Source organism: Vibrio sp. T20, assembly GCF_007858795.1.
GTDB classification, from domain to species: domain Bacteria; phylum Pseudomonadota; class Gammaproteobacteria; order Enterobacterales; family Vibrionaceae; genus Vibrio; species Vibrio satsumensis.
This window is the reverse complement of the sequence record NZ_VFEB01000256.1, coordinates 26,420-52,668: the sequence shown is the minus strand read 5'-3', so window position 1 is coordinate 52,668 and position 26,249 is coordinate 26,420. Positions and strand designations below refer to the sequence as shown.

The 26,249-nt window shown below is 45.4% G+C and carries 25 protein-coding genes; 21 read left to right on the top strand and 4 right to left on the bottom strand.

The window, feature by feature from the left end:
* Window positions 1–26: 26 nt before the first annotated feature.
* The 20 genes from rnpA (at window position 27) to FTW16_RS24175 (ending at window position 19,391) form a co-directional block, all read left to right on the top strand.
* Window positions 27–350 carry a ribonuclease P protein component gene (gene rnpA / locus FTW16_RS24275; RefSeq protein ID WP_017055478.1) on the top strand — a complete coding sequence of 108 codons (324 nt, stop codon included), beginning with the start codon at window positions 27–29 and terminating at the stop codon, window positions 348–350.
* Complete coding sequence (gene yidD, locus FTW16_RS24270) at window positions 317–574, top strand: membrane protein insertion efficiency factor YidD (RefSeq protein WP_004735802.1); 258 nt, start codon at window positions 317–319, stop codon at window positions 572–574. Before rnpA ends, yidD begins: the two co-directional genes overlap by 34 nt.
* 2 nt (window positions 575–576) lie before the next feature.
* Complete coding sequence (gene yidC / locus FTW16_RS24265; RefSeq protein WP_060983466.1) at window positions 577–2,199, top strand: membrane protein insertase YidC; 1,623 nt, start codon at window positions 577–579, stop codon at window positions 2,197–2,199.
* Between the two features lie 130 nt (window positions 2,200–2,329).
* Complete coding sequence (gene mnmE / locus FTW16_RS24260; protein ID WP_029235098.1) at window positions 2,330–3,691, top strand: tRNA uridine-5-carboxymethylaminomethyl(34) synthesis GTPase MnmE; 1,362 nt, start codon at window positions 2,330–2,332, stop codon at window positions 3,689–3,691.
* Window positions 3,692–3,741: 50 nt separating this feature from the next.
* Entirely contained in the window at window positions 3,742–4,176 is a 435-nt protein-coding gene (mioC, locus tag FTW16_RS24255) for an FMN-binding protein MioC (protein WP_146492797.1), read from the top strand.
* 482 nt (window positions 4,177–4,658) lie between these two features.
* On the top strand, window positions 4,659–6,554 hold the full coding sequence (mnmG, locus tag FTW16_RS24245) for a tRNA uridine-5-carboxymethylaminomethyl(34) synthesis enzyme MnmG (protein ID WP_146492795.1): 1,896 nt from the start codon (window positions 4,659–4,661) through the stop codon (window positions 6,552–6,554).
* The gene (gene rsmG / locus FTW16_RS24240; protein WP_017058801.1) at window positions 6,554–7,186 is read left to right on the top strand and encodes a 16S rRNA (guanine(527)-N(7))-methyltransferase RsmG; all 633 of its coding nucleotides are present in this window, start codon (window positions 6,554–6,556) and stop codon (window positions 7,184–7,186) included. The genes mnmG and rsmG overlap by 1 nt, the downstream gene beginning before the upstream one ends.
* A 14-nt stretch (window positions 7,187–7,200) precedes the next feature.
* Complete coding sequence (locus tag FTW16_RS24235) at window positions 7,201–7,974, top strand: ParA family protein (protein WP_019825554.1); 774 nt, start codon at window positions 7,201–7,203, stop codon at window positions 7,972–7,974.
* A 23-nt stretch (window positions 7,975–7,997) separates the two neighbouring features.
* The gene (locus FTW16_RS24230) at window positions 7,998–8,879 is read left to right on the top strand and encodes a ParB/RepB/Spo0J family partition protein (RefSeq protein ID WP_146492794.1); all 882 of its coding nucleotides are present in this window, start codon (window positions 7,998–8,000) and stop codon (window positions 8,877–8,879) included.
* A 192-nt stretch (window positions 8,880–9,071) separates the two neighbouring features.
* A complete protein-coding gene (locus tag FTW16_RS24225) occupies window positions 9,072–9,461 on the top strand; it encodes a F0F1 ATP synthase subunit I (protein WP_060983471.1) in 390 nt (129 codons plus the stop codon).
* Between the two features lie 8 nt (window positions 9,462–9,469).
* Entirely contained in the window at window positions 9,470–10,267 is a 798-nt protein-coding gene (gene atpB / locus FTW16_RS24220; protein WP_009848124.1) for a F0F1 ATP synthase subunit A, read from the top strand.
* A gap of 50 nt (window positions 10,268–10,317) precedes the next feature.
* Complete coding sequence (gene atpE / locus FTW16_RS24215) at window positions 10,318–10,575, top strand: F0F1 ATP synthase subunit C (RefSeq protein WP_004411110.1); 258 nt, start codon at window positions 10,318–10,320, stop codon at window positions 10,573–10,575.
* Between the two features lie 58 nt (window positions 10,576–10,633).
* The gene (atpF, locus tag FTW16_RS24210) at window positions 10,634–11,104 is read left to right on the top strand and encodes a F0F1 ATP synthase subunit B (RefSeq protein ID WP_010433231.1); all 471 of its coding nucleotides are present in this window, start codon (window positions 10,634–10,636) and stop codon (window positions 11,102–11,104) included.
* A 15-nt stretch (window positions 11,105–11,119) separates the two neighbouring features.
* Window positions 11,120–11,653, top strand: a complete 534-nt coding sequence (atpH, locus tag FTW16_RS24205) for a F0F1 ATP synthase subunit delta (RefSeq protein WP_086712399.1) — start codon at window positions 11,120–11,122, stop codon at window positions 11,651–11,653.
* 13 nt (window positions 11,654–11,666) lie between these two features.
* On the top strand, window positions 11,667–13,208 hold the full coding sequence (gene atpA, locus FTW16_RS24200) for a F0F1 ATP synthase subunit alpha (RefSeq protein ID WP_076654330.1): 1,542 nt from the start codon (window positions 11,667–11,669) through the stop codon (window positions 13,206–13,208).
* Window positions 13,209–13,257: 49 nt separating this feature from the next.
* Entirely contained in the window at window positions 13,258–14,124 is an 867-nt protein-coding gene (atpG, locus tag FTW16_RS24195; protein ID WP_016794171.1) for a F0F1 ATP synthase subunit gamma, read from the top strand.
* A gap of 34 nt (window positions 14,125–14,158) precedes the next feature.
* Window positions 14,159–15,562, top strand: a complete 1,404-nt coding sequence (gene atpD, locus FTW16_RS24190) for a F0F1 ATP synthase subunit beta (RefSeq protein ID WP_048610850.1) — start codon at window positions 14,159–14,161, stop codon at window positions 15,560–15,562.
* 18 nt (window positions 15,563–15,580) lie between these two features.
* Entirely contained in the window at window positions 15,581–16,003 is a 423-nt protein-coding gene (locus FTW16_RS24185) for a F0F1 ATP synthase subunit epsilon (RefSeq protein ID WP_004735742.1), read from the top strand.
* Window positions 16,004–16,186: 183 nt separating this feature from the next.
* Window positions 16,187–17,545: a bifunctional UDP-N-acetylglucosamine diphosphorylase/glucosamine-1-phosphate N-acetyltransferase GlmU gene (glmU, locus tag FTW16_RS24180; protein WP_146492793.1), complete on the top strand. Its 1,359-nt coding sequence runs from the start codon at window positions 16,187–16,189 to the stop codon at window positions 17,543–17,545.
* Between the two features lie 220 nt (window positions 17,546–17,765).
* Window positions 17,766–19,391: a sensor domain-containing diguanylate cyclase gene (locus FTW16_RS24175; protein WP_128644386.1), complete on the top strand. Its 1,626-nt coding sequence runs from the start codon at window positions 17,766–17,768 to the stop codon at window positions 19,389–19,391.
* 71 nt (window positions 19,392–19,462) lie between these two features.
* Here the strand turns inward: FTW16_RS24175 and punC are convergent, their stop codons facing one another.
* Complete coding sequence (gene punC / locus FTW16_RS24170; protein WP_146492792.1) at window positions 19,463–20,674, bottom strand: purine nucleoside transporter PunC; 1,212 nt, start codon at window positions 20,672–20,674, stop codon at window positions 19,463–19,465.
* Between the two features lie 163 nt (window positions 20,675–20,837).
* Here punC and punR point away from each other — a divergent pair, with 163 nt between their 5' ends.
* Window positions 20,838–21,752 (top strand): DNA-binding transcriptional activator PunR, encoded by a 915-nt coding sequence (punR, locus tag FTW16_RS24165; RefSeq protein WP_017058788.1) that lies wholly within the window; start codon window positions 20,838–20,840, stop codon window positions 21,750–21,752.
* 97 nt (window positions 21,753–21,849) lie between these two features.
* On the opposite strand, the gene ilvA is transcribed toward punR, so the two are convergent.
* From ilvA to FTW16_RS24150, 3 genes are read right to left on the bottom strand one after another with little or no spacing between them, the layout of a single operon-like run.
* Window positions 21,850–23,394 (bottom strand): threonine ammonia-lyase, biosynthetic, encoded by a 1,545-nt coding sequence (gene ilvA / locus FTW16_RS24160; protein ID WP_146492791.1) that lies wholly within the window; start codon window positions 23,392–23,394, stop codon window positions 21,850–21,852.
* A 2-nt stretch (window positions 23,395–23,396) separates the two neighbouring features.
* Complete coding sequence (ilvD, locus tag FTW16_RS24155) at window positions 23,397–25,238, bottom strand: dihydroxy-acid dehydratase (RefSeq protein ID WP_146492790.1); 1,842 nt, start codon at window positions 25,236–25,238, stop codon at window positions 23,397–23,399.
* 33 nt (window positions 25,239–25,271) lie between these two features.
* On the bottom strand, window positions 25,272–26,240 hold the full coding sequence (locus FTW16_RS24150) for a branched-chain amino acid transaminase (protein WP_146492789.1): 969 nt from the start codon (window positions 26,238–26,240) through the stop codon (window positions 25,272–25,274).
* Window positions 26,241–26,249 lie beyond the last annotated feature (9 nt).

The window sequence follows — 26,249 nt, the reverse complement described above, 5'->3', positions numbered from 1 at the left end:
AGCTAGCCTTCGGTCGGGAGTTACGCTTGTTAACTCCCGAACATTATCAAAATGTCTTCAAGCAAGCTCATCGAGCAGGCTCCCCTCATTTCACCATCATTGCCCGAAATAACTCTCTTTCAAATCCTCGTCTTGGATTAGCCGTTCCGAAAAAGCAGATTAAAACCGCCGTGGGTCGTAACCGATTCAAGCGTCTTACTCGTGAAAGCTTTCGTAACACTCAACACAAACTTCCTAACAAAGATTTTGTTGTAATCGCTAAGAAGAGCGCGCAAGATTTAAGCAATGAAGAAATGTTCAAGCTACTCGACAAATTATGGCTTCGCCTGTCTCGCCCTTCGCGTGGATAGCGCTAATACCCATCTATTTTTATAGATGGTTTATTAGTCCACTCATCGGCCCACGCTGCCGATTTACTCCAACCTGCTCTTTATATGCGATAGAAGCGTTGAAAGCTCACGGTTTTGTAAAAGGGTGTTGGTTATCAGGCAAACGTCTATTAAAATGCCATCCTTTGAACGAAGGGGGCTTTGACCCCGTTCCACCAGTCCAAAAACAAGACAGAGATAAATAACGATGGATTCTCAACGTAATATCCTGTTAATCGCATTGGCTTTGGTTTCTTTCCTACTGTTCCAACAATGGAACGTAGCTCAGAATCCAGCACCACAAGCGGTTGAGCAGGCACAATCTGGCAGCACCCTACCAGCGCCATCTTATGCAGATGATCTAGACCCGGCTCCTGGTCAAGTTGCTTCTTCTGCTAAAACTATCACAGTAACAACTGATGTACTGACTCTGTCAATTGATACGGTTGGTGGTGATGTAGTTAAAGCAAACCTAAACGATTACTCTGCTGAGTTCGATTCTGAAGATACGTTTGTTCTTCTTAAAAATGAACCAGGTCACCAATTTATCGCTCAAAGCGGTCTAGTGGGTCCTCAAGGTATCGATTTAAGCAGCACTAACCGCCCTAGCTACACGGTTTCAGCAGATAGCTTTACGCTAGCTGAAGGTCAAGATGAACTACGCATCCCAATGACTTACCAAGCGAACGGCCTTGATTACACAAAAACATTCGTACTTAAACGCGGCAGCTACGCGATTGACGTTGAATACGATGTAATCAACAACTCTGGCAATAACGCAACATTCGGCATGTACGCTCACCTACGTCAAAACGTTATGGATGACGGTGGTAGCCTAACAATGCCAACTTACCGTGGTGGTGCTTACTCTACGGAAGATACGCGTTACAAAAAATACAGCTTCGACGATATGCAAGATCGCAACCTGTCTCTTAACCTAGCAAACGGTCAAGGTTGGGCAGCGATGATTCAGCACTACTTTGCAAGTGCTTGGATTCCACGCGACGAAGCAGGCAGCAACCTTTATACTCGTGTCATTGGTAACCTTGGCGATATCGGTGTTCGCATGCCGAACAAGACCATTGCTACTGGCGACGAAGCAAGCTTCAAAGCAACGCTTTGGGTTGGTCCTAAACTTCAAGACCAAATGGCTGCTGTTGCACCAAACCTAGACCTAGTAGTTGACTACGGTTGGTTATGGTTTATTGCTAAACCACTTCATACTCTGCTTTCATTCATTCAAGGCATCGTTGTGAACTGGGGTCTGGCAATCATCTGTCTAACTTTCATCGTTCGTGGTGCTATGTACCCACTAACGAAAGCTCAGTACACGTCTATGGCGAAAATGCGTATGCTTCAGCCTAAGCTGACTGCAATGCGTGAGCGTATTGGCGACGACCGTCAACGCATGAGCCAAGAAATGATGGAGCTTTATAAGAAAGAGAAAGTAAACCCACTAGGTGGCTGTTTACCTATCCTTCTACAAATGCCTATCTTCATTTCGCTATACTGGGCACTAATGGAGTCTGTTGAACTGCGTCACTCACCGTTCTTCGGTTGGATTACTGACCTTTCAGCACAAGACCCATACTACATCTTGCCACTTCTGATGGGTGCTTCAATGTTCCTAATCCAGAAGATGAGCCCGACAACTGTAACGGATCCAATGCAGCAGAAGATCATGACCTTTATGCCGGTTATGTTCACATTCTTCTTCCTGTTCTTCCCTTCAGGTCTGGTTCTTTACTGGCTAGTATCGAACATCGTAACTCTGATTCAGCAAACGCTTATCTACCGCGCGCTGGAAAAGAAAGGCTTACATTCTAAGTAAGTTCGATAATAGAAAGAGATAAAGAAAGGCGACCAAAAGGTCGCCTTTTTGTTTTTAGCTGATTACAATTCAGCTAATTGATTAATCGTGAGCGCCCCTTTTTGGCTTTCACATGCTAGCAGGCACAACTATGACTACAGATACGATTGTTGCTCAAGCGACTGCACCCGGCCGTGGCGGCGTCGGTATTATTCGCGTTTCAGGCCCACAAGCAGCCCAAGTTGCGCTTGAAGTTACCGGCAAAGTGCTGAAACCACGTTACGCTGAGTACACCCCTTTTAAGTCTCACGATGGTTTAGAGCTAGACCAGGGCATCGCGCTTTACTTCCCTAACCCGCACTCATTTACCGGTGAAGACGTATTAGAGCTACAAGGCCACGGTGGCCCTGTGGTAATGGATATGCTCATCAAACGCATCCTCGCGATTCCAGGGCTACGCGCAGCACGCCCAGGTGAATTTTCGGAGCGTGCCTTCTTGAACGACAAGATGGATTTAACCCAAGCAGAAGCCATTGCCGACCTCATTGATGCCAGTTCAGAAGAAGCGGCGAAATCAGCCCTGCAATCGCTGCAAGGTGAGTTTTCAAAGCGCATTAATACGCTGGTGGATTCTCTGATTCACTTACGCATCTATGTTGAAGCCGCTATCGACTTCCCAGAAGAAGAGATTGATTTCCTTGCTGACGGTAAAGTCAGCGCTGACTTACAAGCTATCATCGACAACCTCGAAGCGGTTCGCCAAGAAGCCAATCAAGGTGCCATCATGCGCGAAGGCATGAAGGTGGTGATTGCAGGTCGTCCTAATGCCGGTAAGTCGAGCTTACTGAATGCATTATCGGGTAAAGACTCCGCGATTGTGACTGATATTGCTGGTACCACGCGTGATGTACTGCGTGAACATATCCATATTGATGGTATGCCACTGCACATTATTGATACCGCAGGCCTGCGTGAAGCCTCGGATGAAGTAGAAAAAATCGGTATTGAACGCGCTTGGGAAGAAATTGCCCAAGCCGATCGCGTTTTATTTATGGTCGATGGTACCACTACCGATGCAACCGACCCGAAAGATATCTGGCCCGATTTCGTTGATCGTCTACCGAATAATATCGGAATGACCGTGATTCGTAACAAAGCCGATCAAACAGGTGAAGATCTTGGAATTTGCCATGTTAATGATCCAACTCTGATTCGACTGTCAGCAAAAACGGGACAAGGCGTTGATGCACTACGTAATCACTTAAAAGATTGCATGGGCTTTGCTGGCGGTAATGAAGGTGGCTTCATGGCACGTCGTCGCCACTTAGATGCCCTAGAGCGCGCATCTGAGCACCTAGATATTGGTCAGCAACAGCTCGAAGGCTATATGGCAGGTGAAATCTTGGCAGAAGAGCTACGTATAACGCAGCAACACCTTAACGAGATTACTGGTGAGTTCAGCTCCGATGACCTACTCGGCCGTATCTTCACCTCTTTCTGTATTGGTAAATAACCTTTAAAGGCTAGCTCATGCTGGCCTTTTTCTTTAGTAAGGACAGCTTAATGATCCACATTATTACAGGTAGCACCTTAGGTGGTGCTGAGTACGTTGGCGATCACCTTAATGATCTTCTTGAAGAACAAGGTCATGAGATAAGCCTTCATAATCAACCTGAATACAATGACATCCCCCAACAAGGTTTTTGGTTGCTGGTGACTTCTACTCATGGTGCTGGCGAATTTCCAGATAATATTAAGCCATTTATCGACGGACTGACCCAGCAATCTCCAGATTTAAGCCAGGTTCGCTTTGCTGTCGTGGCGCTTGGAGATTCGAGTTACGATACCTTCTGCTTGGCGGGTAAATCAGCCCACAGCCAGATGAAAGAGCTCGGTGCTCAACCTATTTGTGACTGTTTTACCATCGATGTATTGGAAACTCCGGTACCAGAAGACGCTGCAGAAGCGTGGTTTAACGATCATAGCGACCAGTTTTAACCTCTACCTTCTCTCAAAAAGCGGCTTATGCCGCTTTTTTTGTCTCTGAACAACGCGATTGTGAATAACTTTTTTTCAAAAACATCGAAAATTAGCGATCTATTCTCAATTTCTTCTGTGGATAAGATCATACATATACGGTGATTAACCTATAGTTATCCAAATAACAAGTTTTAGGCTAATTTCCTCCTGTGAATAAGTAGCTATTTTGATCCCAGCTAATCCTCATCCTGATCAAAGTTAGATCACATCATTTGATCCAAAAAAGATCCATGATCTCGTTGATCATTTTCGAGTTATCCACAGATGACCTCGATCCTAATAATAGATCTAATAAAAGATCTCCTTAAAGATCTTATCTATATTAATTAAAAACAGCTTTTTCGAAAAATCCCAAAAACGTTTTCTCAGGCTATGAAAACAGGTAGAATATCGCTCCTTTTTATCAATCTAGAAAACGTTTGAATACCTGAGGTCGGTTCATGCTTTATCACGAAAAATTTGACGTCATCGTTGTTGGTGGTGGCCATGCAGGAACGGAAGCCGCACTCGCATCTGCACGTACTGGTCAAAGTACGTTATTACTTACTCATAATATCGATACATTAGGACAAATGTCTTGTAACCCAGCCATTGGCGGGATCGGTAAGGGCCACTTGGTAAAAGAGGTCGATGCAATGGGTGGATTAATGGCGCAAGCTATTGATCATGCAGGTATTCAGTTCAGAACATTGAACGCATCAAAAGGCCCAGCAGTTCGTGCTACTCGTGCACAAGCTGACCGCGCACTTTACAAAGCTTTTGTTCGTAACGTTCTTGAAAACACGCCAAACCTGACTTTGTTCCAACAGTCGGTTGATGACTTGATCGTTGAACAGGATCAAGTGGTGGGTGTGGTAACACAGATGGGTCTTAAGTTCCGCGCAAGAGCTGTGGTTCTGACTGTGGGTACATTCCTAGGCGGAAAGATCCATATAGGTATGGAAAGTTCTTCTGGTGGTCGTGCTGGCGATCCACCATCGATCGCACTGGCTGACCGTCTTCGTGATCTTCCATTCCGAGTTGATCGCCTGAAAACAGGTACACCTCCTCGTATCGATGCGCGTAGCGTTGATTTTTCTGAGCTTGAGGTTCAGCACGGTGATAATCCGACGCCTGTTTTCTCGTTCATGGGTAGCCGAGCTCAACAACCTCGTCAAATTCCATGTTACATCACGCATACCAATGAAAATACGCATGACGTAATTCGCGCTAATCTCGATCGTAGCCCAATGTATGCGGGTGTTATTGAAGGTATTGGCCCTCGCTACTGTCCTTCAATTGAAGACAAAGTGATGCGTTTTGCTGACAAGAACAGCCACCAGATTTTTATTGAGCCTGAAGGTCTAACGACTCATGAGCTATACCCGAATGGTATCTCTACCAGTCTGCCTTTTGATGTACAGGTTCAAATTGTTCGTTCGATGAAGGGTTTTGAAAATGCTCATATCGTTCGCCCTGGCTATGCGATTGAGTACGATTTCTTTGATCCTCGCGACCTTAAGCTGACTTACGAAACTAAGTTTATCAAAGGTCTATTCTTTGCGGGTCAAATCAACGGTACCACTGGCTACGAAGAAGCAGCTGCACAAGGCTTAATGGCGGGTCTGAACGCGAGTTTGTTTACTCAAGGCAAAGAAGGCTGGAGTCCGCGTCGTGACCAAGCTTACATGGGCGTGCTTATTGACGACCTATCGACCATGGGTACCAAAGAACCTTACCGCATGTTTACGTCTCGTGCGGAATACCGTTTGCTGCTTCGTGAAGACAATGCTGATATCCGTTTGACTGAAAAGTCGCGTGAACTTGGCCTTGTCGATGACGCTCGTTGGTCTCGTTTCAACGAGAAGATGGAAAACATGGAGAAGGAGCGTCAACGTCTGAAAGAAACATGGATTAATCCAAAATCTGAAGATATTGATCAACTGAACCAAATTCTGAAAACACCAATGTCTCGTGAAGCGAGTGGTGAAGATCTTCTTCGTCGCCCGGAAATGACTTATTCACAGCTAACCGCACTGGATCGTTTTGGTCCTGCACTGGAAGATCAACAAGCGTCTGAGCAAGTTGAGATCCAAGTGAAGTACGATGGTTACATTCAGCGTCAACAAGACGAAATTGAAAAATCACTGCGTCATGAAAACACCAAACTGCCTGCTGATATCGATTACAGCAAGGTGAAAGGACTTTCTAACGAAGTGGTTCTTAAACTAACGACAGCTAAGCCTGACTCAATTGGTATTGCTTCGCGAATCTCAGGTATTACACCTGCAGCAATCTCAATTCTGTTGGTCTACTTGAAAAAACACGGCCTGTTGAAAAAGGGTGAGGAAGCATAATGAGCGCATTACGCGAAAAACTGGATCACCTGATTGGCCAGACTGAACTTGAAGTATCTGAAAAACAACGTGGCCAATTGGTTGGCTACGTTGAGTTACTGAACAAGTGGAACAAAGCTTATAACCTAACATCTGTTCGTGACCCGCAAGAAATGATGGTGAAACATATCTTAGATAGCATCATTGTTAGCACTCACTTACAAGGCAAGCGCTTTATCGACGTTGGCACGGGACCTGGTCTTCCTGGGATTCCGCTCTCAATCATGAATCCAGACTGCGAGTTTTACTTGCTAGACAGCCTAGGTAAGCGTATTCGTTTTATCAAACAGGTGATTCATGAATTGGGTATCGACAACGTGGTACCGGTTCAAAGTCGCGTTGAGGAGTTTCAACCAGAAGAAAAGTTTGATGCAGTGCTCAGTCGCGCATTTGCGTCAATGACAGACATGGTAGAGTGGTGTCACCATTTACCTAAAGAGCAATCCGGTGTATTTTTGGCTCTTAAGGGACAACATCCTAGAGATGAAATCGACCTGTTACCTGAATGGTGTTCAGTGACAGACATTAAAGCTTTGCAAGTGCCAGAGCTTGATGGAGAGCGTCATCTAGTTACTTTATCGCGTCAGGGATAATCAGCGAGGCCATAGTGGGTAGAATCGTAGCAATTGCCAACCAAAAGGGTGGCGTAGGAAAAACAACAACTTGCATTAATTTAGCAGCATCAATGGCGGCAACAAAACGCAAGATATTGGTTGTTGACCTCGATCCTCAAGGTAATGCCACTATGGCGAGCGGTGTCGACAAGTATCAAGTTGAAGCAACTGCTTACGATTTGTTGGTTGAAGACACCCCATTTGATGAAGTAGTTTGCCGAAGTACGTCTGGCAATTATGACCTCATCGCCGCGAACGGTGATGTTACTGCAGCAGAAATCAAGTTGATGGAAGTGTTTGCTCGTGAAGTTCGTTTAAAAAATGCACTCGAATCCATTCGCAATAACTATGATTTCATCTTTATTGATTGCCCGCCCTCATTAAACCTTCTTACAATCAACGCGATGGCTGCGGCCGACTCCGTATTGGTTCCTATGCAATGTGAATACTTTGCTTTGGAAGGTTTGACTGCATTGATGGATACCATCAGTAAGCTAGCGGCTGTTGTAAACGAGAACCTGAAGATCGAAGGTCTTCTGCGTACTATGTACGATCCTCGCAACCGCTTATCGAACGAAGTATCTGATCAACTCAAAAAACACTTTGGTAGCAAAGTCTACCGAACTGTGATCCCTAGAAATGTGCGTCTGGCAGAAGCCCCAAGTCACGGCAAGCCAGCAATGTACTACGACAAATATTCCGCAGGAGCTAAGGCTTATCTTGCTCTTGCAGGCGAAATGTTGCGTCGTGAAGAAGTCCCAGTATAGGTCCAATCAAAGGAATTCGCTCAATGTCTAAGCGTGGTTTAGGAAAAGGGCTAGATGCATTGCTTGCAACTAGCTCATTGGCTCGTGAAAAACAGCAAGTTGCTTCTCATAGTCAGGCGTTGTCGGCTGATGGTGAGCTTATCGAACTGGCTGTTGGTTGCTTGAAGCCTGGTGTATATCAACCGCGTAAGGATATTGCGCCTGAAGCGCTAGAAGAGCTGGCTGCATCAATTCAATCTCAAGGCATTATCCAACCTATCGTTGTTCGCCCATTGGCGCACGACCAGTTCGAGATTATTGCTGGTGAACGTCGTTGGAGAGCGGCTCGTCAAGCTGGCCTTAAACAAGTGCCATGTCTGATCAAGAGAGTCGAAGACAAGGCTGCGATCGCGATGGCATTGATTGAGAATATTCAGCGTGAAGACCTGAATGTCATCGAAGAAGCACAAGCGCTAGAGCGCTTACAGAACGAATTTGAACTGACACACCAACAAGTCGCTGAAGTGATTGGTAAATCGAGAGCGACGGTTAGTAACTTATTACGTCTAAATCAATTAGAAAATGAAGTAAAAGGTTTAGTTTCAAATAAACAACTGGAAATGGGGCATGCTCGAGCATTGCTTGCGCTTGAAGGTGATACCCAGGTTGAAGCAGCAAACACTGCAGCGACCAAAAAAATGACCGTGCGTCAAACGGAGCAGCTTGTTAAAAAGTGTTTAAAACCAGACGTTGAGCCAGAATCGAAGCCTGAAGACACAGAAGCTATCGAACTTTCACGAAGACTCACGGAAAAATTGCAAGCAAACGTTTCAGTCACTCGTTCTGTTAGCGGTAAGTCAAAAGTAATAATTACTCTTGATGAGCCTCACAAATTAGAGCAACTTATTGCTAAACTAGAGTACTAAATGAGATAATTGATTTAGGTCAATTATGTAATAAAAAAGTGATTTCGTACAAAAGTTGTCGGTTTGTATGCAAAAATGTAAATGATTGCTGCGTTGTTGTTGCAATCAATTTGGCTGAACGTATAATTTTCGCCAATTTCTCGGCACGCTTTTAAGCGAGTGGTAAAGTGGGCTTAAAAGAGGAACGAATACATGGTAGCGGCGTTAGCAAGACCAGGACGAGTGCTTGCAAAGCAAATGTTATTGATCGAGCTTAGCGCGGTTATATTAGTGGCGGTAGGGTTAGGTTTAGCTGTTAATCCTGATTGGGGTTTTGCTGCATTAATCGGTGGCGGTATTTTTGTCATCGCGAATGTAGTGTTTTGTGTGTGTGCTTTCCTATTTTGTGGAGCTCGTGCAACTAAGTTAGTTGCGGCGTCGTTCTATGCAGGCGAAGCGCTAAAAATTCTAATCACAGTTCTACTATTCTCTATTGTCTACATGTATATGCAGGTGGAATTAATTCCCCTCAAACTGACCTATTTACTGGTTCTAGGTATTAATATCTTTGCGCCAGTGCTTTTCATTAACAATAAAAAATAGGATGAGTTATGGCTGCGCCAACAGCATCCGGATACATTGAACACCATTTACAAAACCTTTCTTTAGCTAAGTTTGGTCTTGTAGAGGAGACAAGTTTCTGGAACGTACATATAGACAGTCTGTTTTTTTCGGTGTTGACAGGGATGTTATTCCTTTGGGTTTTTCGCTCAGTCGCTAAGAAAGCAACAGTAGGTGTACCTGGTAAGCTTCAGTGTTTTGTTGAAATGGTAGTGGAATTCGTTGGTGACAACGTTAAAGAAACTTTCCATGGCCGCAACCCTCTGATTGCCCCACTAGCACTGACTATATTCTGCTGGATTATCATTATGAACTTGATGGACTTAGTGCCTATTGATTTCTTACCATATCCTGCAGAGCATTGGCTAGGTATCCCTTACTTGAAAGTGGTTCCTACTGCTGATGTTAATATAACAATGGCAATGGCTTTAGGTGTTTTTGCTCTGATGATCTACTACAGCATCAAAGTAAAAGGTCTAGGCGGATTTGCTAAAGAATTGGCACTGCATCCATTTAATCACCCAATCATGATTCCATTTAACTTGGTACTTGAGGTAATTTCGTTACTAGCGAAGCCACTATCTCTAGGTATGCGTTTATTTGGTAATATGTTTGCGGGTGAGGTGGTGTTTATTCTTATCGCGGCAATGCTACCGTGGTATTTACAATGGGTAGGTGCACTACCTTGGGCTATCTTCCATATCTTGGTTATTTTGATTCAAGCGTTTGTTTTCATGATGTTGACAATCGTTTACTTATCAATGGCTCATGAAGATAGTGATCACTAAAAAAATTTTTAAGCTTTATTCTAACTATTAATGTTAATCGGAGAACGTAAATGGAAACTGTACTAAGTTTTTCAGCAATCGCTGTTGCTATTATTGTTGGTCTTTGTGCCGTAGGTACTGCAATTGGTTTTGCTATTCTTGGTGGTAAATTCCTAGAAGGCGCTGCGCGTCAACCTGAAATGGCTCCAATGCTACAAGTTAAGATGTTCATCATCGCTGGTCTACTGGATGCTGTTCCAATGATCGGTATCGTAATCGCACTACTATTCACGTTTGCTAACCCATTTGTTGGTCAACTAGCAGGCTAATTAACTCTTAATAGTTAATTAAATTTTTGTAGTTGATTCTTAACGAGGGGTAGCTGTTGTGAATATGAACGCAACTCTGTTAGGTCAAGCAATTGCTTTTTCATTGTTTGTTTGGTTCTGCATGAAATATGTATGGCCACCAATCATGCAAGCAATTGAAGAACGTCAGAAAAAAATTGCTGACGGTCTAGTAGCCGCTGAACGCGCTGCTAAAGACTTGAACCTGGCACAAGCCAACGCTTCTGAGCAAATGAAAGAAGCAAAGCGCACTGCAACTGAGGTTATTGATCAGGCAAACAAACGTAAAGCTCAAATTATTGATGAAGCTCGCGAAGAAGCTCAGGCAGAACGCCAGAAAATCTTAGCGCAAGCTGAAGCAGAAATTGAAGCAGAGCGTACACGTGCCCGTGATGACCTGCGCAAACAAGTCGCAACTCTGGCTATAGCTGGTGCTGAGAAAATCCTTGAGCGTACAATCGATAAAGATGTACACGATGATCTTCTTAACAACATTACTGCAAAACTTTAAAGCAAGGGGCTGTATATGTCTGATTTGACTACAATCGCACGCCCCTATGCTAAAGCAGCGTTTGACTTTGCGGTAGATAAAGGTGAGCTAGACCAATGGGGTCAGATGCTTACTTTTGCTGCCGAAGTGGCACAAAATGATGATGTTCATAATTTATTAAGCGGTTCTATGACTGCTGAAAAATTAGCTGAAGTATTCATTGTAATTTGTGGCGAACAATTTGATGAATTCGGTCAGAACTTGATTAAAGTGATGGCAGAGAATGGCCGCTTGATGGCTTTTCCTGATGTTTGTAAACAGTTCTTATTGCTCAAACAAGAGTATGAGAAAGAGATCGACGTTGAAGTAACTTCAGCGGTAGAACTTTCTGAAGAACAACGCGCAGAGATCAGCAGCAAATTGGAACAGCGCTTAGCGCGCAAAGTTCAGCTGAATTGCAGTATAGATGAGACTCTACTTAGTGGAGTTATTATTCGAGCCGGAGACCTAGTCATCGATAACTCAGCGCGCAGTCGTTTAGACCGCCTGAGCGATGCATTGCAGTCTTAATGGGGATTGGAGCATGCAACTTAATTCCACTGAAATTAGCGATCTAATTAAACAACGTATTGAATCTTTCGACGTTGTTAGTGAAGCTCGCAATGAAGGTACTATCGTTTCTGTAAGCGATGGCATCCTTAGCATCCACGGCCTAGCGGACGTGATGCAAGGTGAAATGATCGAACTACCGGGTGGCCGTTACGCTCTAGCACTAAACTTGAACCGTGATTCGGTTGGTGCTGTTGTAATGGGCCCGTATGCTGACCTACAGGAAGGCATGAAAGTTACAGGTACTGGTCGTATTCTAGAAGTACCAGTAGGTCCTGAAATGCTTGGTCGTGTTGTAAACACGCTAGGTGAGCCAATTGATGGTAAAGGTCCAATCGAAGCTAAATTGACTTCGCCTGTAGAAATTATCGCACCAGGTGTAATCGACCGTAAATCGGTAGATCAACCTGTTCAAACTGGTTACAAGTCGGTTGACTCAATGATCCCTATCGGTCGTGGTCAACGTGAACTAGTAATCGGTGACCGTCAGACTGGTAAAACAGCAATGGCGATCGATGCGATTATTAACCAAAAAGATTCTGGTATTTTCTCTATCTACGTAGCTATCGGCCAAAAAGCGTCGACTATTGCTAACGTAGTTCGCAAACTAGAAGAGCACGGCGCACTAGCAAACACTGTTGTTGTTGTTGCATCTGCTTCTGAATCTGCAGCGCTGCAATACCTTGCACCGTATGCTGGTTGTGCGATGGGCGAATACTTCCGTGATCGCGGTGAAGATGCACTGATTGTTTATGATGATCTATCTAAGCAAGCTGTAGCTTACCGTCAAATCTCGCTACTACTTAAGCGTCCACCAGGTCGTGAAGCGTTCCCAGGTGATGTTTTCTACCTTCACTCTCGTCTACTAGAGCGTGCTGCTCGTGTAAGCGAAGTATACGTAGAAAAATTCACTAACGGTGAAGTGACAGGTAAGACAGGTTCTTTAACTGCACTACCTATTATCGAAACGCAAGCTGGTGACGTATCTGCATTCGTACCAACGAACGTAATCTCGATTACTGATGGTCAGATCTTCCTACAAACTGAGCTATTCAACGCGGGCGTACGTCCAGCTGTTGACCCAGGTATCTCAGTTTCTCGTGTAGGTGGTTCGGCGCAGACTAAAATCATCAAGAAGCTATCTGGCGGTATCCGTACTGCTCTAGCTCAATACCGTGAACTTGCAGCATTTGCTCAGTTCTCTTCGGATCTTGATGAAGCGACTAAGAAGCAGCTAGACCACGGTCAAAAAGTTACAGAACTGATGAAGCAGAAGCAGTACGCTCCTATGTCTGTATTTGACCAAGCTCTAGTAATCTTCGCTGCAGAGCGTGGATACCTTCAAGATGTTGAACTTTCTAAAGTTCTAGATTTTGAAGCTGCTTTACTGTCGTTTGCTCGTGGTCAATATGCCGATCTAGCAACACAGATCGACACAACGGGTGCTTTCAATAAAGAAATCGAAGCTGAGCTGAAGAAGCTTGTTGACGATTTCAAGGCAACCCAGACCTGGTAATTGGTAGGTGGTCTTTAGGGCCACCTCATACCATTAACGGAGAGTAACGATGGCCGGCGCAAAAGAGATACGTAATAAAATCGGTAGTGTTAAAAGCACACAGAAGATTACGAAAGCAATGGAAATGGTAGCAGCTTCAAAAATGCGTCGTTCTCAAGACGCAATGGAAGCTACTCGTCCATATGCAGAAACAATGCGTAAAGTGATCGGTCATTTGGCTAATGGTAGCCTCGAGTATAAGCATCCTTATCTTGAGGAACGTGAAGCCAAACGTGTTGGTTACATCATCGTTTCTACAGACCGTGGTCTTTGTGGTGGTTTGAACATTAACTTGTTCAAAAAAGCCATGAACGACATGAAAGATTGGTCTGAGAAAGGTGCTGACGTTGAACTTGCAATTGTAGGTTCAAAAGCGACAGCATTTTTCAATAACAGCGGCGCGAAAGTAGCAGCTCAAGTTTCTGGTCTGGGCGATCGTCCAAGCCTTGAAGACTTGATTGGCTCTGTAAGCGTTATGCTGAAGAAATATGATGAAGGCGAATTAGATCGCCTGTTCGTAGTGTTCAACAAGTTTGAAAACACTATGGTTCAAGAACCAACGATCGATCAATTACTTCCTTTGCCTAAATCAGACAGCGAAGAAATGAAACGCAGTCATTCTTGGGACTACATTTATGAGCCCGAGCCAAAACCACTACTAGATGCACTATTGGTTCGCTATGTCGAATCTCAAGTGTACCAAGGTGTGGTTGAGAACCTTGCTTGTGAGCAAGCGGCTCGAATGATTGCAATGAAATCAGCAACAGATAACGCTGGTGACATTATTGATGACTTAGAACTTGTGTATAACAAAGCGCGTCAAGCGGCGATTACACAAGAACTTTCTGAGATCGTTTCAGGCGCAGCTGCGGTTTAAGCTTAGGTAAAACTAAATAGTTAGAGGATTAACGATGGCTACAGGTAAGATCGTACAGATCATCGGTGCGGTAGTCGACGTAGAGTTCCCACAGGGTGAAGTACCTCGTGTATACGACGCTCTGAATGTTAATGAAGTACAAGAACGTCTCGTTCTTGAAGTTCAGCAACAACTTGGCGGTGGCGTAGTTCGCGCAATCGTAATGGGTAGCTCTGATGGTTTACGTCGTGGTTTGACAGTTGAAAATACTGGCGCTCCAATCTCAGTACCAGTAGGTACTAAGACATTGGGTCGTATCATGAACGTCCTAGGTGACGCGATTGATGAGTGTGGTGAGATCGGTGCTGAAGAGCATTACGCCATTCACCGTGAAGCTCCAAGCTACGAAGAGCAGTCTAACGAGACAGCTCTTCTAGAAACTGGTGTTAAAGTAATCGACTTGATTTGTCCGTTCGCTAAGGGTGGTAAAATCGGTCTATTCGGTGGTGCTGGTGTAGGTAAGACCGTTAACATGATGGAACTTATCAACAACATCGCACTTCAACACTCAGGCCTATCTGTATTTGCAGGTGTAGGTGAGCGTACTCGTGAAGGTAACGATTTCTACTTTGAGATGCAGGAAGCAGGTGTTGTAAACATCGAAAAACCTGAAGAATCAAAAGTAGCGATGGTTTACGGTCAGATGAACGAGCCACCAGGTAACCGTCTACGTGTTGCACTGACTGGTCTAACAATGGCAGAGCGCTTCCGTGACGAAGGTCGTGACGTTCTACTGTTCGTTGATAACATCTACCGTTACACACTAGCAGGTACTGAAGTATCAGCACTTCTAGGTCGTATGCCTTCTGCGGTAGGTTACCAACCTACACTAGCTGAAGAAATGGGTGTTCTACAAGAGCGTATCACGTCAACTAAATCTGGTTCTATCACGTCTGTACAGGCGGTATACGTACCAGCGGATGACTTGACTGACCCGTCTCCAGCAACAACGTTCGCTCACTTGGATGCAACGGTTGTACTTAACCGTAACATCGCATCTATGGGTCTATACCCAGCGATCGACCCGCTAGATTCTACTTCACGTCAACTGGATCCATTGGTAGTTGGACAAGAGCACTACGACATCGCTCGTGGCGTTCAGTCTACTCTTCAGCGCTATAAAGAGCTGAAAGATATCATTGCTATCCTAGGTATGGACGAGCTATCTGAAGAAGATAAGCAAGTTGTATCTCGTGCTCGTAAGATTGAGAAGTTCCTAACTCAGCCTTACCACGTAGCGGAAGTATTTACAGGTGACCCAGGCGTTTACGTACCTCTTAAAGAGACTCTACGTGGCTTCCAAGGTCTTCTATCTGGTGAATACGATGACATTCCAGAGCAAGCGTTCATGTACTGTGGTGCAATTGACGAAGCTATCGAGAATGCTAAGAAGCTATAAGGCTAACTAGGAGGCGATATGGCAGCAATAACCTTTCACCTAGACGTTGTAAGTGCAGAGAAACAAATTTTCTCAGGCCTTGTTGAGACGTTTCAGGTGACCGGTAGTGAGGGTGAGCTTGGTATTTTCCATGGTCATACTCCACTGCTGACCGCTATCAAGCCTGGTATGGTGCGTATTGTTAAGCAGCACGGCCACGAAGAAATCATTTATGTTTCTGGTGGTATGGTAGAAGTTCAGCCTGGTACAGCGACTGTACTGGCTGATACAGCTATCCGTGGTGAAGAGCTAGACGCAGCAAAGGCGGAAGAAGCTAAACGCAAGGCTGTGGAGAATATCCAAAATCAGCATGGCGACATAGACTTCGCACAAGCGGCCGGTGAACTGGCTAAAGCCATTGCTCAGTTACGAGTTATCGAACTGACAAAACAGCGTCGCTAATCTTTTATAAGATTATAGACTCTGAGATAAAGGCGACCTAAGGGTCGCCTTTTTGCATTTCTAGATTCTCAAAAATGCCTCTTTTACGTATCACTACTGGTTAAATGGTTATTGCGATTTAATTTTTTGGCCAAAAACGGTTACAATATCGGCTTAATAAAAATAACGTTGGATAGGTTTACAATGAAGTTTAGCGCGGTAATTCTCGCGGCGGGCAAAGGCACTCGCATGTATTCAAACACACCAAAGGTTCTGCATACGCTTGCAGGTAAGCCAATGGTGAAGCATGTTATCGATACATGTAATGGTTTAGGCGCTCAAAATATCAACCTGGTTTACGGCCACGGTGGTGATCAGATGAAGGCTACTCTAGCTGAAGAATCTGTAAATTGGGCACTGCAAGCTGAGCAGCTGGGTACAGGCCACGCTGTGGATCAAGCATCTGCACATTTCGCTGATGATGAAAAAGTATTGGTGCTATACGGTGATGTTCCACTGATTTCACCTGAAACCATTGAAAACCTATTAGACGCTCAACCAAACGGTGGTATCGCGCTACTTACGGTCGTGCTAGACAACCCAATGGGATACGGTCGCATTATTCGTCGTAATGGACCTGTTGTGGCTATCGTTGAGCAGAAAGATGCAACGGATGAGCAGAAGCTTATCAAAGAGATCAATACTGGCGTTATGGTGGCGACTGGTGGTGATCTGAAGCGTTGGTTGTCTGGTTTAAGCAACGACAACGCACAGGGTGAATATTACCTGACTGACGTTATCGCAGCCGCTCACGATGAAGGTCGTGCGGTTGAAGCTGTGCACCCAGTAAGCCCAATTGAAGTAGAAGGTGTTAACGACCGCTCTCAACTGGCTCGTCTAGAGCGTGCTTACCAAGCAGAACAAGCTGACAAATTATTGAAGCAGGGCGTTATGTTACGCGATCCTAGCCGCTTTGATCTACGTGGCGAACTGCAATGTGGTATGGACGTTGAAATCGATACCAACGTTATCATCGAAGGCAGCGTAAGCATTGGTGATAACGTGGTTATCGGTACCGGCTGCGTGTTGAAAGACTGTGAGATTGATGATAACACCATCATTCGCCCATACAGCGTAATTGAAGGCGCAACGGTCGGTGAAGACTGTACGGTTGGTCCATTTACTCGCCTACGTCCAGGTGCAGACATGCGTAACGATTCGCACGTTGGTAACTTTGTTGAAGTAAAGAACACTCGCCTTGGTGAAGGTTCTAAAGCGAATCATTTAACGTATTTAGGCGATGCTGAAATTGGTCAGCGTGTAAACGTGGGTGCGGGTGTAATTACTTGTAACTACGATGGTGCGAATAAGTTTAAGACCATCATTGGCGACGACGTATTCGTTGGTTCAGATAGTCAATTAATCGCGCCTGTTACGATTGGTAATGGTGCAACTGTTGGTGCTGGCTCTACAGTAACACGTGATGTTTCTGAAAATGAGTTGGTTATCAGCCGTGCGAAAGAACGTAAGATTGCTGATTGGAAACGTCCAACTAAGAAGTAAACTCTAACGTTCAAAATATATTTTTATGAAAGCCAGTAGCATCGCTACTGGCTTTTTTGTATCGGCCACTCACTGCTAACAAAATAATCAATTTGGCAATTGTATTTTTTTAATAGATTGTTAATATTCGGGCTGTGGTTCGGTATAAATAGGTTGATGTACGGTGATATTGGTTGAAAAGAAATGGCAAACATTGCCGATCATTATTTTGTCTTTTTCAATGTTAATAGGTCTCTATGGCTTTTATGTAACGCTGGAAAAGTTGGTTGTTGAAAATGAGCGTGATCATCTTGTCTCTTTGATGTCAGATGTCGTGTTCGAGGTCCGTGAAGATAGTCGTTTATTCTCGGAAGGCGTAGATGTTGATGATTATATTGGTAATCTTACCCAAGCTAGTACACGATTAAGAATTCAGGTTATTAATCCTGATGGTGTTGTGATTGGGGATACGGACCTTTCTGATCATGCGCTTGCAGGCGTTGAAAACCACAGCGATCGACCTGAATTTCAACAAGCTCTAAAAACAGGCTTCGGCAGTGACGTGCGTTTTAGTACGGTCACTTCGGTTGATCGTATCTATTACTCCCATAAAGAATCCATGAACGGTAGCAGTTTCGTTATCGTTATCTCTTCACCGATGCATCAACTGAAACAGATGAACTTCCAATTGATGGGGATTCTGGTTGGTATGGTTGTGTTGAGTTTGAGCTTCTTGATTGGCACCTCTTACGTGAGTAATCGCCAAATTGTTCATCGAGTGGAAGAAGAACAGAAAAAGCAAGACGAGCGCATTCGCCAACGAACCCATGAAATCGAGTTGATGCACCGCCTCGCGAATATGCTTGCCGCATGTAATAACATGGTCGAGGCACAACAGATCGTTTCGGATATCTTGCCGCGAATTCTCGGTAACGTGAACGGCAGTGTTTCTTTGATGCGTGCATCGCGTAACCAGTTGATCACTCAGCTCGATTGGGGAGAGACTTGGCCGGGAAGCGCGAGCTTTGCTCCAGAAGAGTGTTGGTCACTGCGTAAAGGACGTGCACATCAATCGAATGATGATTTCCACTCGTTAACCTGTGGTCACATGCATGAGATGGAAAACAACCAAACCTTGTGTATTCCGTTGACGGCACATGGCAATACCATCGGCATCATGCACCTTTATTTCGGTGTTGGTGACATCAAGATTGATCCCATTACCGAGCAATTAGCCTTCAGTGTTTCAGAGCATTTAGGCTTAGCATTAGCTAACTTGAGCTTACAAGAGAAGCTTCGCTCACAAGCATTGAGCGACCCTCTTACTGGCTTATTCAACCGTCGTTTCTTTGAGCAGAAACTGGAAGAGCACTCAATGAATTCGGCCACCAGCGAACAGCCATTATCGCTATTGATGCTCGATTTGGATCACTTCAAACGTTTTAATGACAACTTTGGTCATGATGCAGGTGATTTCGTATTAAAAGAGATCAGTGCGCTACTTAAACAGAGCGTCAGTGAAGATGAGATTGCTTGCCGATTAGGTGGTGAGGAGTTGGCGGTACTGCTTCCACATTATTCAATGCAAGAAGCAACTGAGTTTGGTCAAACCTTGTGTGATGCTGTGCGTTCGATGCACCTTGAACATAAAGGTTTGTCATTAGGTCAGTTGGGTGTTTCGATAGGTGTAGCTACTTACCCTAAGCCAGCCTCTGATACCGAGTCTTTGGTTAAGATGGCCGATAACGCTTTGTACATGGCGAAAGACATGGGCCGCAGCCGAGTGGTTAACTATGATGAATATAGCCGCCATAAAGCGCCAGCGTTAGAAATTGTCGACGGTGAAGCTGCTTCGAAATTGTCTTAAACTGAGACTGAATTTAGATATAAAAAAAGAGCGAGTAATCTCGCTCTTTTTTGTTTTCGTTAAACGAGGAACTAGTCTTGTTTCTCGTCTGCTACTACTCGAGAGTTGTCTGGCGTAGCGAAGTGTTCTGAAAGCTCTTTGTTCGAAACAATGTAGCCAACCCACAATGCACCTAAACAAATCACAACTGCGATACCTGTTGCGCTTAATGCTTGGCTAGCCATTGCCGCTACCAATGCACTTGATAAGCCACTGATGCTGATTTGCAGGCTGTTTTGTAGACCAGCAGCTGTTGCTGGGCTCTGTTTAGCGCTTGATAGGGCACGGTTAACTACGATTGGGTAAAGTGCACCGTTTGCTACAGCAATCAAACAGAAAGGCGCAAGTAGAGGCCAGATGGAAGTTAGTTCCCATTGTGATGCGATAAAGATAAGCATCGCTGCTACGCTGAACAAACCAATAAGGTTTCTTAGTACAATACTATCGCCATACTTCTTCACCGCTTGCTTACCGAAGTAACCACCCGCCATGAATGCGATTGTTTGTGGGATGAAACTTAGGCCGATGTCTTTTGCTTCATAACCTAGTTGAGCCATGATCTCTGGCATACCCGTTAGGTAAGCGAAGAACGCTGCAGATGCCGAAGCAAACATTAAAACATTACCCATGTAAGGTTTTGATTTAAGCAACATCTTGATGTCTGTCTTAATCGATGTCTGCTTTACTTCAGGCGCTTCTTTTGGCTGAGCCATTGTTGTCGCCACTAGCAGTGCACCCATCAAGGTTAATGTGATGAAGATACTATGCCAACCAAAGCTATCCGCAAGTAAAACACCTAGCTGAGGTGCTAGTGCAGGAGATAGTGCGACCAAAGGCATGATGGTTGCAAAAATTTGCTGGCTACTGCTTTGTGAGTAACGCTTGATAACCATGGCTTGCCAGATTACCGCCGGAGCACATACACCGATTGCTTGAATGAATCGTAGTGTCAGTAGGTGCCATACCTCGGTGCTGAATGCTAAGCCGAATGAAGCTGCCGTAAAGATTACAAGACCAACCGCCAGCGTATTGCGGTGACCATACTTGTCACTTGCCAGACCCCAAAGAAGCTGACCCATTGCCATACCGCCAAGGAATACGGTTAGAGATAGAGCAATCTGCTCCGGGCCGGTTGCGAAATCAACTTCCATTGCCTTAAATGCAGGAAGGTACATATCGGTCGCAATAAAGCCAAGCATTGAAAGAACTGCAAGGTAGACCAATTGAAATTTAGAAATATTCATAAGATGCCATTAAGCTAAAGGTAGTGATGTTTTTATCATCAAAAAAATTGTTTGATATACAGAAGTTAAAGCCCCTGTTTATTTATGCTGACATTCTATTTTTCAGACCTGATAAAATAAAACGCTAAAATATGTAGTTATCAATCAAAAAATTTGAAGGCTTATGTTCTCTAAATCCTCTTTAGAAATGCTCGATACTGTCGCTCGCTTGGGTAGTTTTACCGCAGCTGCTGAACAGTTGCACAAAGTACCGTCTGCGATCAGCTACGGTGTTAGACAGGTTGAGCAAGAACTGGATGTTCTACTTTTCAGACGGTTACCGAGAAAGGTTGAGCTGACACCTGCTGGTGAGTTGTTCATTGAAGAGGCTCGTGCGTTGTTGAGACAGATGGAAGAGGTCAGTGCCCAGACTCGCCGCGCGGCTCGTGGTTGGAAGAAAACCTTGCGCCTAACGCTCGATAACGTGGTTAAGCTCGATAAGATGAAGCCGATGATTGAAGAGTTCTACCAAACCTTTGAGTTTGCAGAGCTTCAGATCAACATGGAGGTGTTTAACGGATCTTGGGAAGCCATTGCACAGGGCAGAGCGGATATTGTGATTGGTGCAACCTCTGCGATTCCGGTTGGTGGTGACTTTGAGGTCAAAGATATGGGACGGTTAGATTGGGCGTTTGTAATGTCGCCAAGTCATCCGTGTGTGCGAGAGCAAAACCTCAATGAAGAGTTTGTTAGCCAGTATCCCGCGATATGTTTGGACGATACCTCTAGTGTGCTCCCTAAGCGACACACTGGCCACTACTCAAATCAAAGACGCCTGTTGTTACCCAACTGGTATAGCGCGATTGAATGTCTTAAAAATGGAGTAGGGGTGGGTTATATGCCAAGACACATTGCTGCACCTATTATCGAGCAAGGCTTGCTGGTGGAGAAAATACTGCCTGAACCGAGCCCGCAGAGTCATTGTTGTTTAGTGTGGCGAAAAGACGATAACCATAAGCTGATCGAATGGATGGTCAAGTACCTAGGATCGAGTGAACAACTTCATCAAGATTGGCTGGATCATCGCAAGGCGATCTAATGATCTTAGCGAGAAGATCCTTTTCAAGTTTGAGCTGAATCTTCACCCACAAAAAGAGCGAGTAAATACTCGCTCTTTTTGATTCGGTCGTTAACTCTTAAGACAAGAAGAACTTGTAGGAAGGGTTATCGGTTTCATCTTTACACTGATAGCCAAGCTCTCGTAGATGTGTTGAGAACTGAGCTAAATCATCATCACCAAGTTCGAAGCCACACAATACGCGCCCGTAGTCGGCACCGTGGTTACGATAGTTGAACAGGCTGATATTCCAGTGAGTACCTAAGGTATCAAGGAATTTAATCAATGCACCTGGGTATTCTGGGAACTCAAAGCTGTATAGGCGTTCTTTCAGAGGTTTCGATGGTTTACCGCCAATCATGTAGCGAATGTGCAGTTTTGCCATCTCATCATCAGACAGATCGACAACCGGGTAGCCACCGTCACGTAGGTCATTGATGATGTGCTCAAGTTCTTCTTGTCCACCTTGTAGACGTACACCAACGAAGATATTCGCTAGGCTTTCGTCGTTTTGGCGGTAGTTAAACTCAGTCACCGCTCGACCACCAATAATATTACAGAACTCTAGGAATGCCCCTTGTCGCTCAGGGATAGTGACCGCAAGCAGGCCTTCGCGCTTCTCACCCAACTCACAACGTTCAGACACATACCGCAGGCCATGGAAGTTGGTGTTAGCACCTGACAGTACCGTTGCCAATTGTTTGTCTTGCAGTTGGTTCTGCTCAGCAAACTTCTTCAAGCCAGCCAGAGCAAGCGCTCCTGAAGGTTCGGCAATCGCACGAGTGTCTTCAAAGATGTCTTTTACCGCCGAGCAGATCTCATCACTAGACACGGCAATGTGACCGTCGATGTACTGCTGACACAGACGGAATGTCTCTTCACCAATGCGTTTAACCGCCACACCATCAGCAAACATGCTGACCTGATCCAGTACTACTGGTTCACCAGCATCCAGTGCTGCCTTCAAGCAAGCCGAATCTTCTGGTTCTACTGCAATGACTTTAATCTCTGGCATCAGCTGTTTTACTAACACAGCAACACCTGCCGCTAAGCCACCACCACCAACAGGCACAAAGATATAATCCATGTGACCGTTTTGCTGCAGCATCTCCATGCCCATCGTACCTTGCCCTGCGATCACCAATGGGTGATCGAAGGGAGGAACAAAGGTATAGCCGTGTTCAGCGGAAAGTCGTTCAGCTTCGGCTTTCGCTTCATCAAAGTTGCTGCCATGTAGAACCACGTTACCACCAAAGCCACGCACCGCATCAACCTTGATGTCTGGTGTGGTTTTTGGCATCACAATTGTGGTTTGAATACCAAGCTTTGAACCGGACAGCGCCATACCTTGAGCATGATTACCCGCCGATGCAGCAATCACACCTGCGGCTTTTTGCTGCTCAGAAAGGCTTGATACCATGTTGTAGGCGCCACGTAGCTTGAACGAGTGCACCGGCTGGCGGTCTTCTCGCTTAAGCTGCACCTGATTTCCAATGCGCGCGCTTAAACGTGGCATATCCTGTAGAGGTGTCACGATTGCCGCTTCGTAAACCGGCGCTCTCAGGATCTGACGCAGATAATCTGCGCCAGTTTGTTTTTGGGGACTGGAGGTGTCATCACTCATAGTTAGCCCTCAAGTTTAGACTTATCGCGCACTGCGCCTTTGTCGGCACTGGTTGCCATGCTTGCGTAAGCTTTCAGTGCGAAAGATACTTCACGCTGACGGTTTTCTGGTTTCCAGCCTAGTGCATCTTGTTTAACACGACGCGCTTCTAGCTCTGCTTCTGGCACATCAAGTGTGATTGAGCGGCTAGGGATATCGATAGTGATGATGTCGCCAGTGTTTACTAGACCAATCACACCGCCACTTGCTGCTTCTGGAGAAGCGTGACCGATAGATAGACCTGATGTACCACCAGAGAAACGTCCGTCAGTTAGAAGAGCACAAGACTTACCTAGCCCCATAGATTTTAGGTAAGTGGTTGGGTAAAGCATTTCTTGCATACCCGGACCACCCTTAGGTCCTTCGTAACGAATAACAACTACTTCGCCCGCTTTCACTTTGCCACCTAAGATGCCATCAACAGCACTGTCTTGGCTTTCAAATACGATAGCAGGGCCTTGGAATTTAAGGTTTTCTTCATCAACACCCGCGGTCTTAACGATACAACCATCAACCGCGATGTTACCTGAAAGTACCGCTAGGCCACCTTCTTGGCTGAATGCATTCTCTTTAGTACGGATACAACCTTCTTTGCGGTCGTCATCAAGACGATCCCAACGGCAATCTTGCGAGAAGGCTTTAGTAGTACGAATGCCTGCTGGACCAGCGCGGAAGAACTTAAGTACCGCTTCGTCTTCTGTCTGCATGATGTCGTATTGAGCAAGCTGCTCTTGCATGCTCAGGCCAAGTACTGTACGAGTTTGGTTGTTCAGTAGGCCAGCACGGTCTAGTTCACCTAGGATAGCCATTACACCACCAGCGCGGTGAACGTCTTCCATGTGATATTTCGGTGTTGAAGGAGCCACTTTACATAGGTGTGGAACGCGGCGAGACATCTCGTCGATATCACCCATATCAAAGTCAATTCCACCTTCTTGAGCTGCCGCTAAAAGGTGAAGAACGGTGTTACTTGAACCACCCATCGCGATATCTAACGCCATTGCATTATCAAAGGCTGCGCGATTTGCGATGTTGCGTGGCAGTGCTGATTGGTCGTCTTGCTCGTAGTAACGCTTGGTTAGATCAACGATGCGCTTACCGGCATTGATGAATAGTTCTTCGCGGTCTGCGTGTGTCGCCAGCATAGAACCGTTACCAGGCTGAGATAGACCCAGAGCTTCTGTTAGACAGTTCATTGAGTTGGCAGTAAACATACCTGAACATGAACCACAGGTAGGACATGCAGAACGCTCTACTTGCTCACTTTGCTCATCAGAAATAGTTGGATCGGCACCCTGAATCATCGCGTCAACAAGGTCGAGCTTGATGATTTGATCTGAAAGCTTGGTTTTACCTGCTTCCATTGGGCCGCCTGATACAAAGATCACAGGGATGTTGAGGCGCATTGCAGCCATCATCATTCCCGGAGTGATTTTGTCACAGTTCGAGATACATACCATCGCATCCGCACAGTGTGCATTGACCATGTACTCTACTGAGTCTGCGATAAGCTCACGTGATGGCAGTGAGTACAGCATGCCGCCGTGACCCATTGCGATACCATCATCAACTGCGATGGTGTTGAATTCTTTAGCGATACCGCCCGCTTTCTCGATTTCACCCGCAACCAATTGACCCATGTCTTTAAGGTGAACGTGGCCTGGAACGAATTGAGTGAAAGAGTTTACAACTGCGATGATTGGCTTACCGAAGTCATCATCTTTAACACCAGTTGCACGCCATAAAGCGCGCGCACCAGCCATGTTGCGTCCGTGGGTAGTCGTTGCTGAACGATAGATTGGCATTGCTTAAATCCTTATAAAATATTTGGCTGTTGCTTACTTAGTTGTTTGTGTTTGGTTTTCTGAAGTTTGGTATGCTGGGTACACATAGTCTAACCAGCCCCACTTATCTTCAGTGGTTCCATTGAATAGACCAAAGTAAGCCGCTTGAACCTTTTCAGTGATAGGGCCGCGTTTGCCTTCACCTACTGTAATTTTGTCTACACTGCGAACCGGAACGATCTCTGCAGCTGTGCCTGTCATGAATACTTCATCGGCAAGATATAGCGCTTCGCGAGCAATGTTCTCTTCACGGATCTCATAACCCATGTCTTTTGCTAGTGTCATGATCGAATCACGAGTGATGCCCGGCAGAATTGCACTGGTCGCTGGTGGTGTAGATAGTACGTCATTGCGTACTACAAAGATGTTTTCACCAGCGCCTTCAGAAAGGTAACCATCAACACTTAGCGCGATACCTTCATCGTAACCATGACGACGTGCTTCACCACCAACCAGTAGTGAAGATAGGTAGTTACCACCCGCTTTAGCAGCGGTTGGGATGGTGTTTGGTGCCGCACGGTTCCAGCTAGAGATCATCGCGTCTACGCCATTTTCTAGAGCTTCTTCACCTAGGTAAGAGCCCCAAGGGAAAGCAGCGATGATCAGTTCCATCTCAGTGTTTTCTGGTGGACATACACCTAAACCAACGTTCCCGACAAAGCCGAGAGGGCGGATGTACGCTGACTCTAGCTTATTTTGACGTAGCGTTTCGCGAGTCGCTTCCATAATTTCTTCCTCAGTGTAAGGAATCGGGAAGCGGTAGATTTTTGCTGAGTCTTTTAGGCGCTTAGCGTGTTCAGGGTGACGGAAAATCACCGGACCCTTTGGTGTGTTGTAGCAACGAACACCTTCAAACACAGAAGTACCGTAGTGCATTGCGTGAGTCAGGACGTGAACGTTCGCCTCTGCCCAAGGAACCATCTCACCGTTAAACCAAATATAGTCTGCCGTTTTAGCTGTCATGTTTGCGGT

Bases quoted from the DNA above. Each gene is read 5' to 3' on its own strand.
- yidD (WP_004735802.1), top strand. From the start codon at position 317: ATGGCTTCGCCTGTCTCGCCCTTCGCGTGGATAGCGCTAATACCCATC.
- yidC (WP_060983466.1), top strand. From the start codon at position 577: ATGGATTCTCAACGTAATATCCTGTTAATCGCATTGGCTTTGGTTTCT.
- mnmE (WP_029235098.1), top strand. From the start codon at position 2,330: ATGACTACAGATACGATTGTTGCTCAAGCGACTGCACCCGGCCGTGGC.
- mioC (WP_146492797.1), top strand. From the start codon at position 3,742: ATGATCCACATTATTACAGGTAGCACCTTAGGTGGTGCTGAGTACGTT.
- mnmG (WP_146492795.1), top strand. From the start codon at position 4,659: ATGCTTTATCACGAAAAATTTGACGTCATCGTTGTTGGTGGTGGCCAT.
- rsmG (WP_017058801.1), top strand. From the start codon at position 6,554: ATGAGCGCATTACGCGAAAAACTGGATCACCTGATTGGCCAGACTGAA.
- FTW16_RS24230 (WP_146492794.1), top strand. From the start codon at position 7,998: ATGTCTAAGCGTGGTTTAGGAAAAGGGCTAGATGCATTGCTTGCAACT.
- FTW16_RS24225 (WP_060983471.1), top strand. From the start codon at position 9,072: ATGGTAGCGGCGTTAGCAAGACCAGGACGAGTGCTTGCAAAGCAAATG.
- atpB (WP_009848124.1), top strand. From the start codon at position 9,470: ATGGCTGCGCCAACAGCATCCGGATACATTGAACACCATTTACAAAAC.
- atpE (WP_004411110.1), top strand. From the start codon at position 10,318: ATGGAAACTGTACTAAGTTTTTCAGCAATCGCTGTTGCTATTATTGTT.
- atpH (WP_086712399.1), top strand. From the start codon at position 11,120: ATGTCTGATTTGACTACAATCGCACGCCCCTATGCTAAAGCAGCGTTT.
- atpA (WP_076654330.1), top strand. From the start codon at position 11,667: ATGCAACTTAATTCCACTGAAATTAGCGATCTAATTAAACAACGTATT.
- atpG (WP_016794171.1), top strand. From the start codon at position 13,258: ATGGCCGGCGCAAAAGAGATACGTAATAAAATCGGTAGTGTTAAAAGC.
- atpD (WP_048610850.1), top strand. From the start codon at position 14,159: ATGGCTACAGGTAAGATCGTACAGATCATCGGTGCGGTAGTCGACGTA.
- FTW16_RS24185 (WP_004735742.1), top strand. From the start codon at position 15,581: ATGGCAGCAATAACCTTTCACCTAGACGTTGTAAGTGCAGAGAAACAA.
- glmU (WP_146492793.1), top strand. From the start codon at position 16,187: ATGAAGTTTAGCGCGGTAATTCTCGCGGCGGGCAAAGGCACTCGCATG.
- FTW16_RS24175 (WP_128644386.1), top strand. From the start codon at position 17,766: ATGTTAATAGGTCTCTATGGCTTTTATGTAACGCTGGAAAAGTTGGTT.
- punC (WP_146492792.1), bottom strand. From the start codon at position 20,674: ATGAATATTTCTAAATTTCAATTGGTCTACCTTGCAGTTCTTTCAATG.
- punR (WP_017058788.1), top strand. From the start codon at position 20,838: ATGTTCTCTAAATCCTCTTTAGAAATGCTCGATACTGTCGCTCGCTTG.
- ilvA (WP_146492791.1), bottom strand. From the start codon at position 23,394: ATGAGTGATGACACCTCCAGTCCCCAAAAACAAACTGGCGCAGATTAT.
- ilvD (WP_146492790.1), bottom strand. From the start codon at position 25,238: ATGCCAATCTATCGTTCAGCAACGACTACCCACGGACGCAACATGGCT.
- FTW16_RS24150 (WP_146492789.1), bottom strand. From the start codon at position 26,240: ATGACAGCTAAAACGGCAGACTATATTTGGTTTAACGGTGAGATGGTT.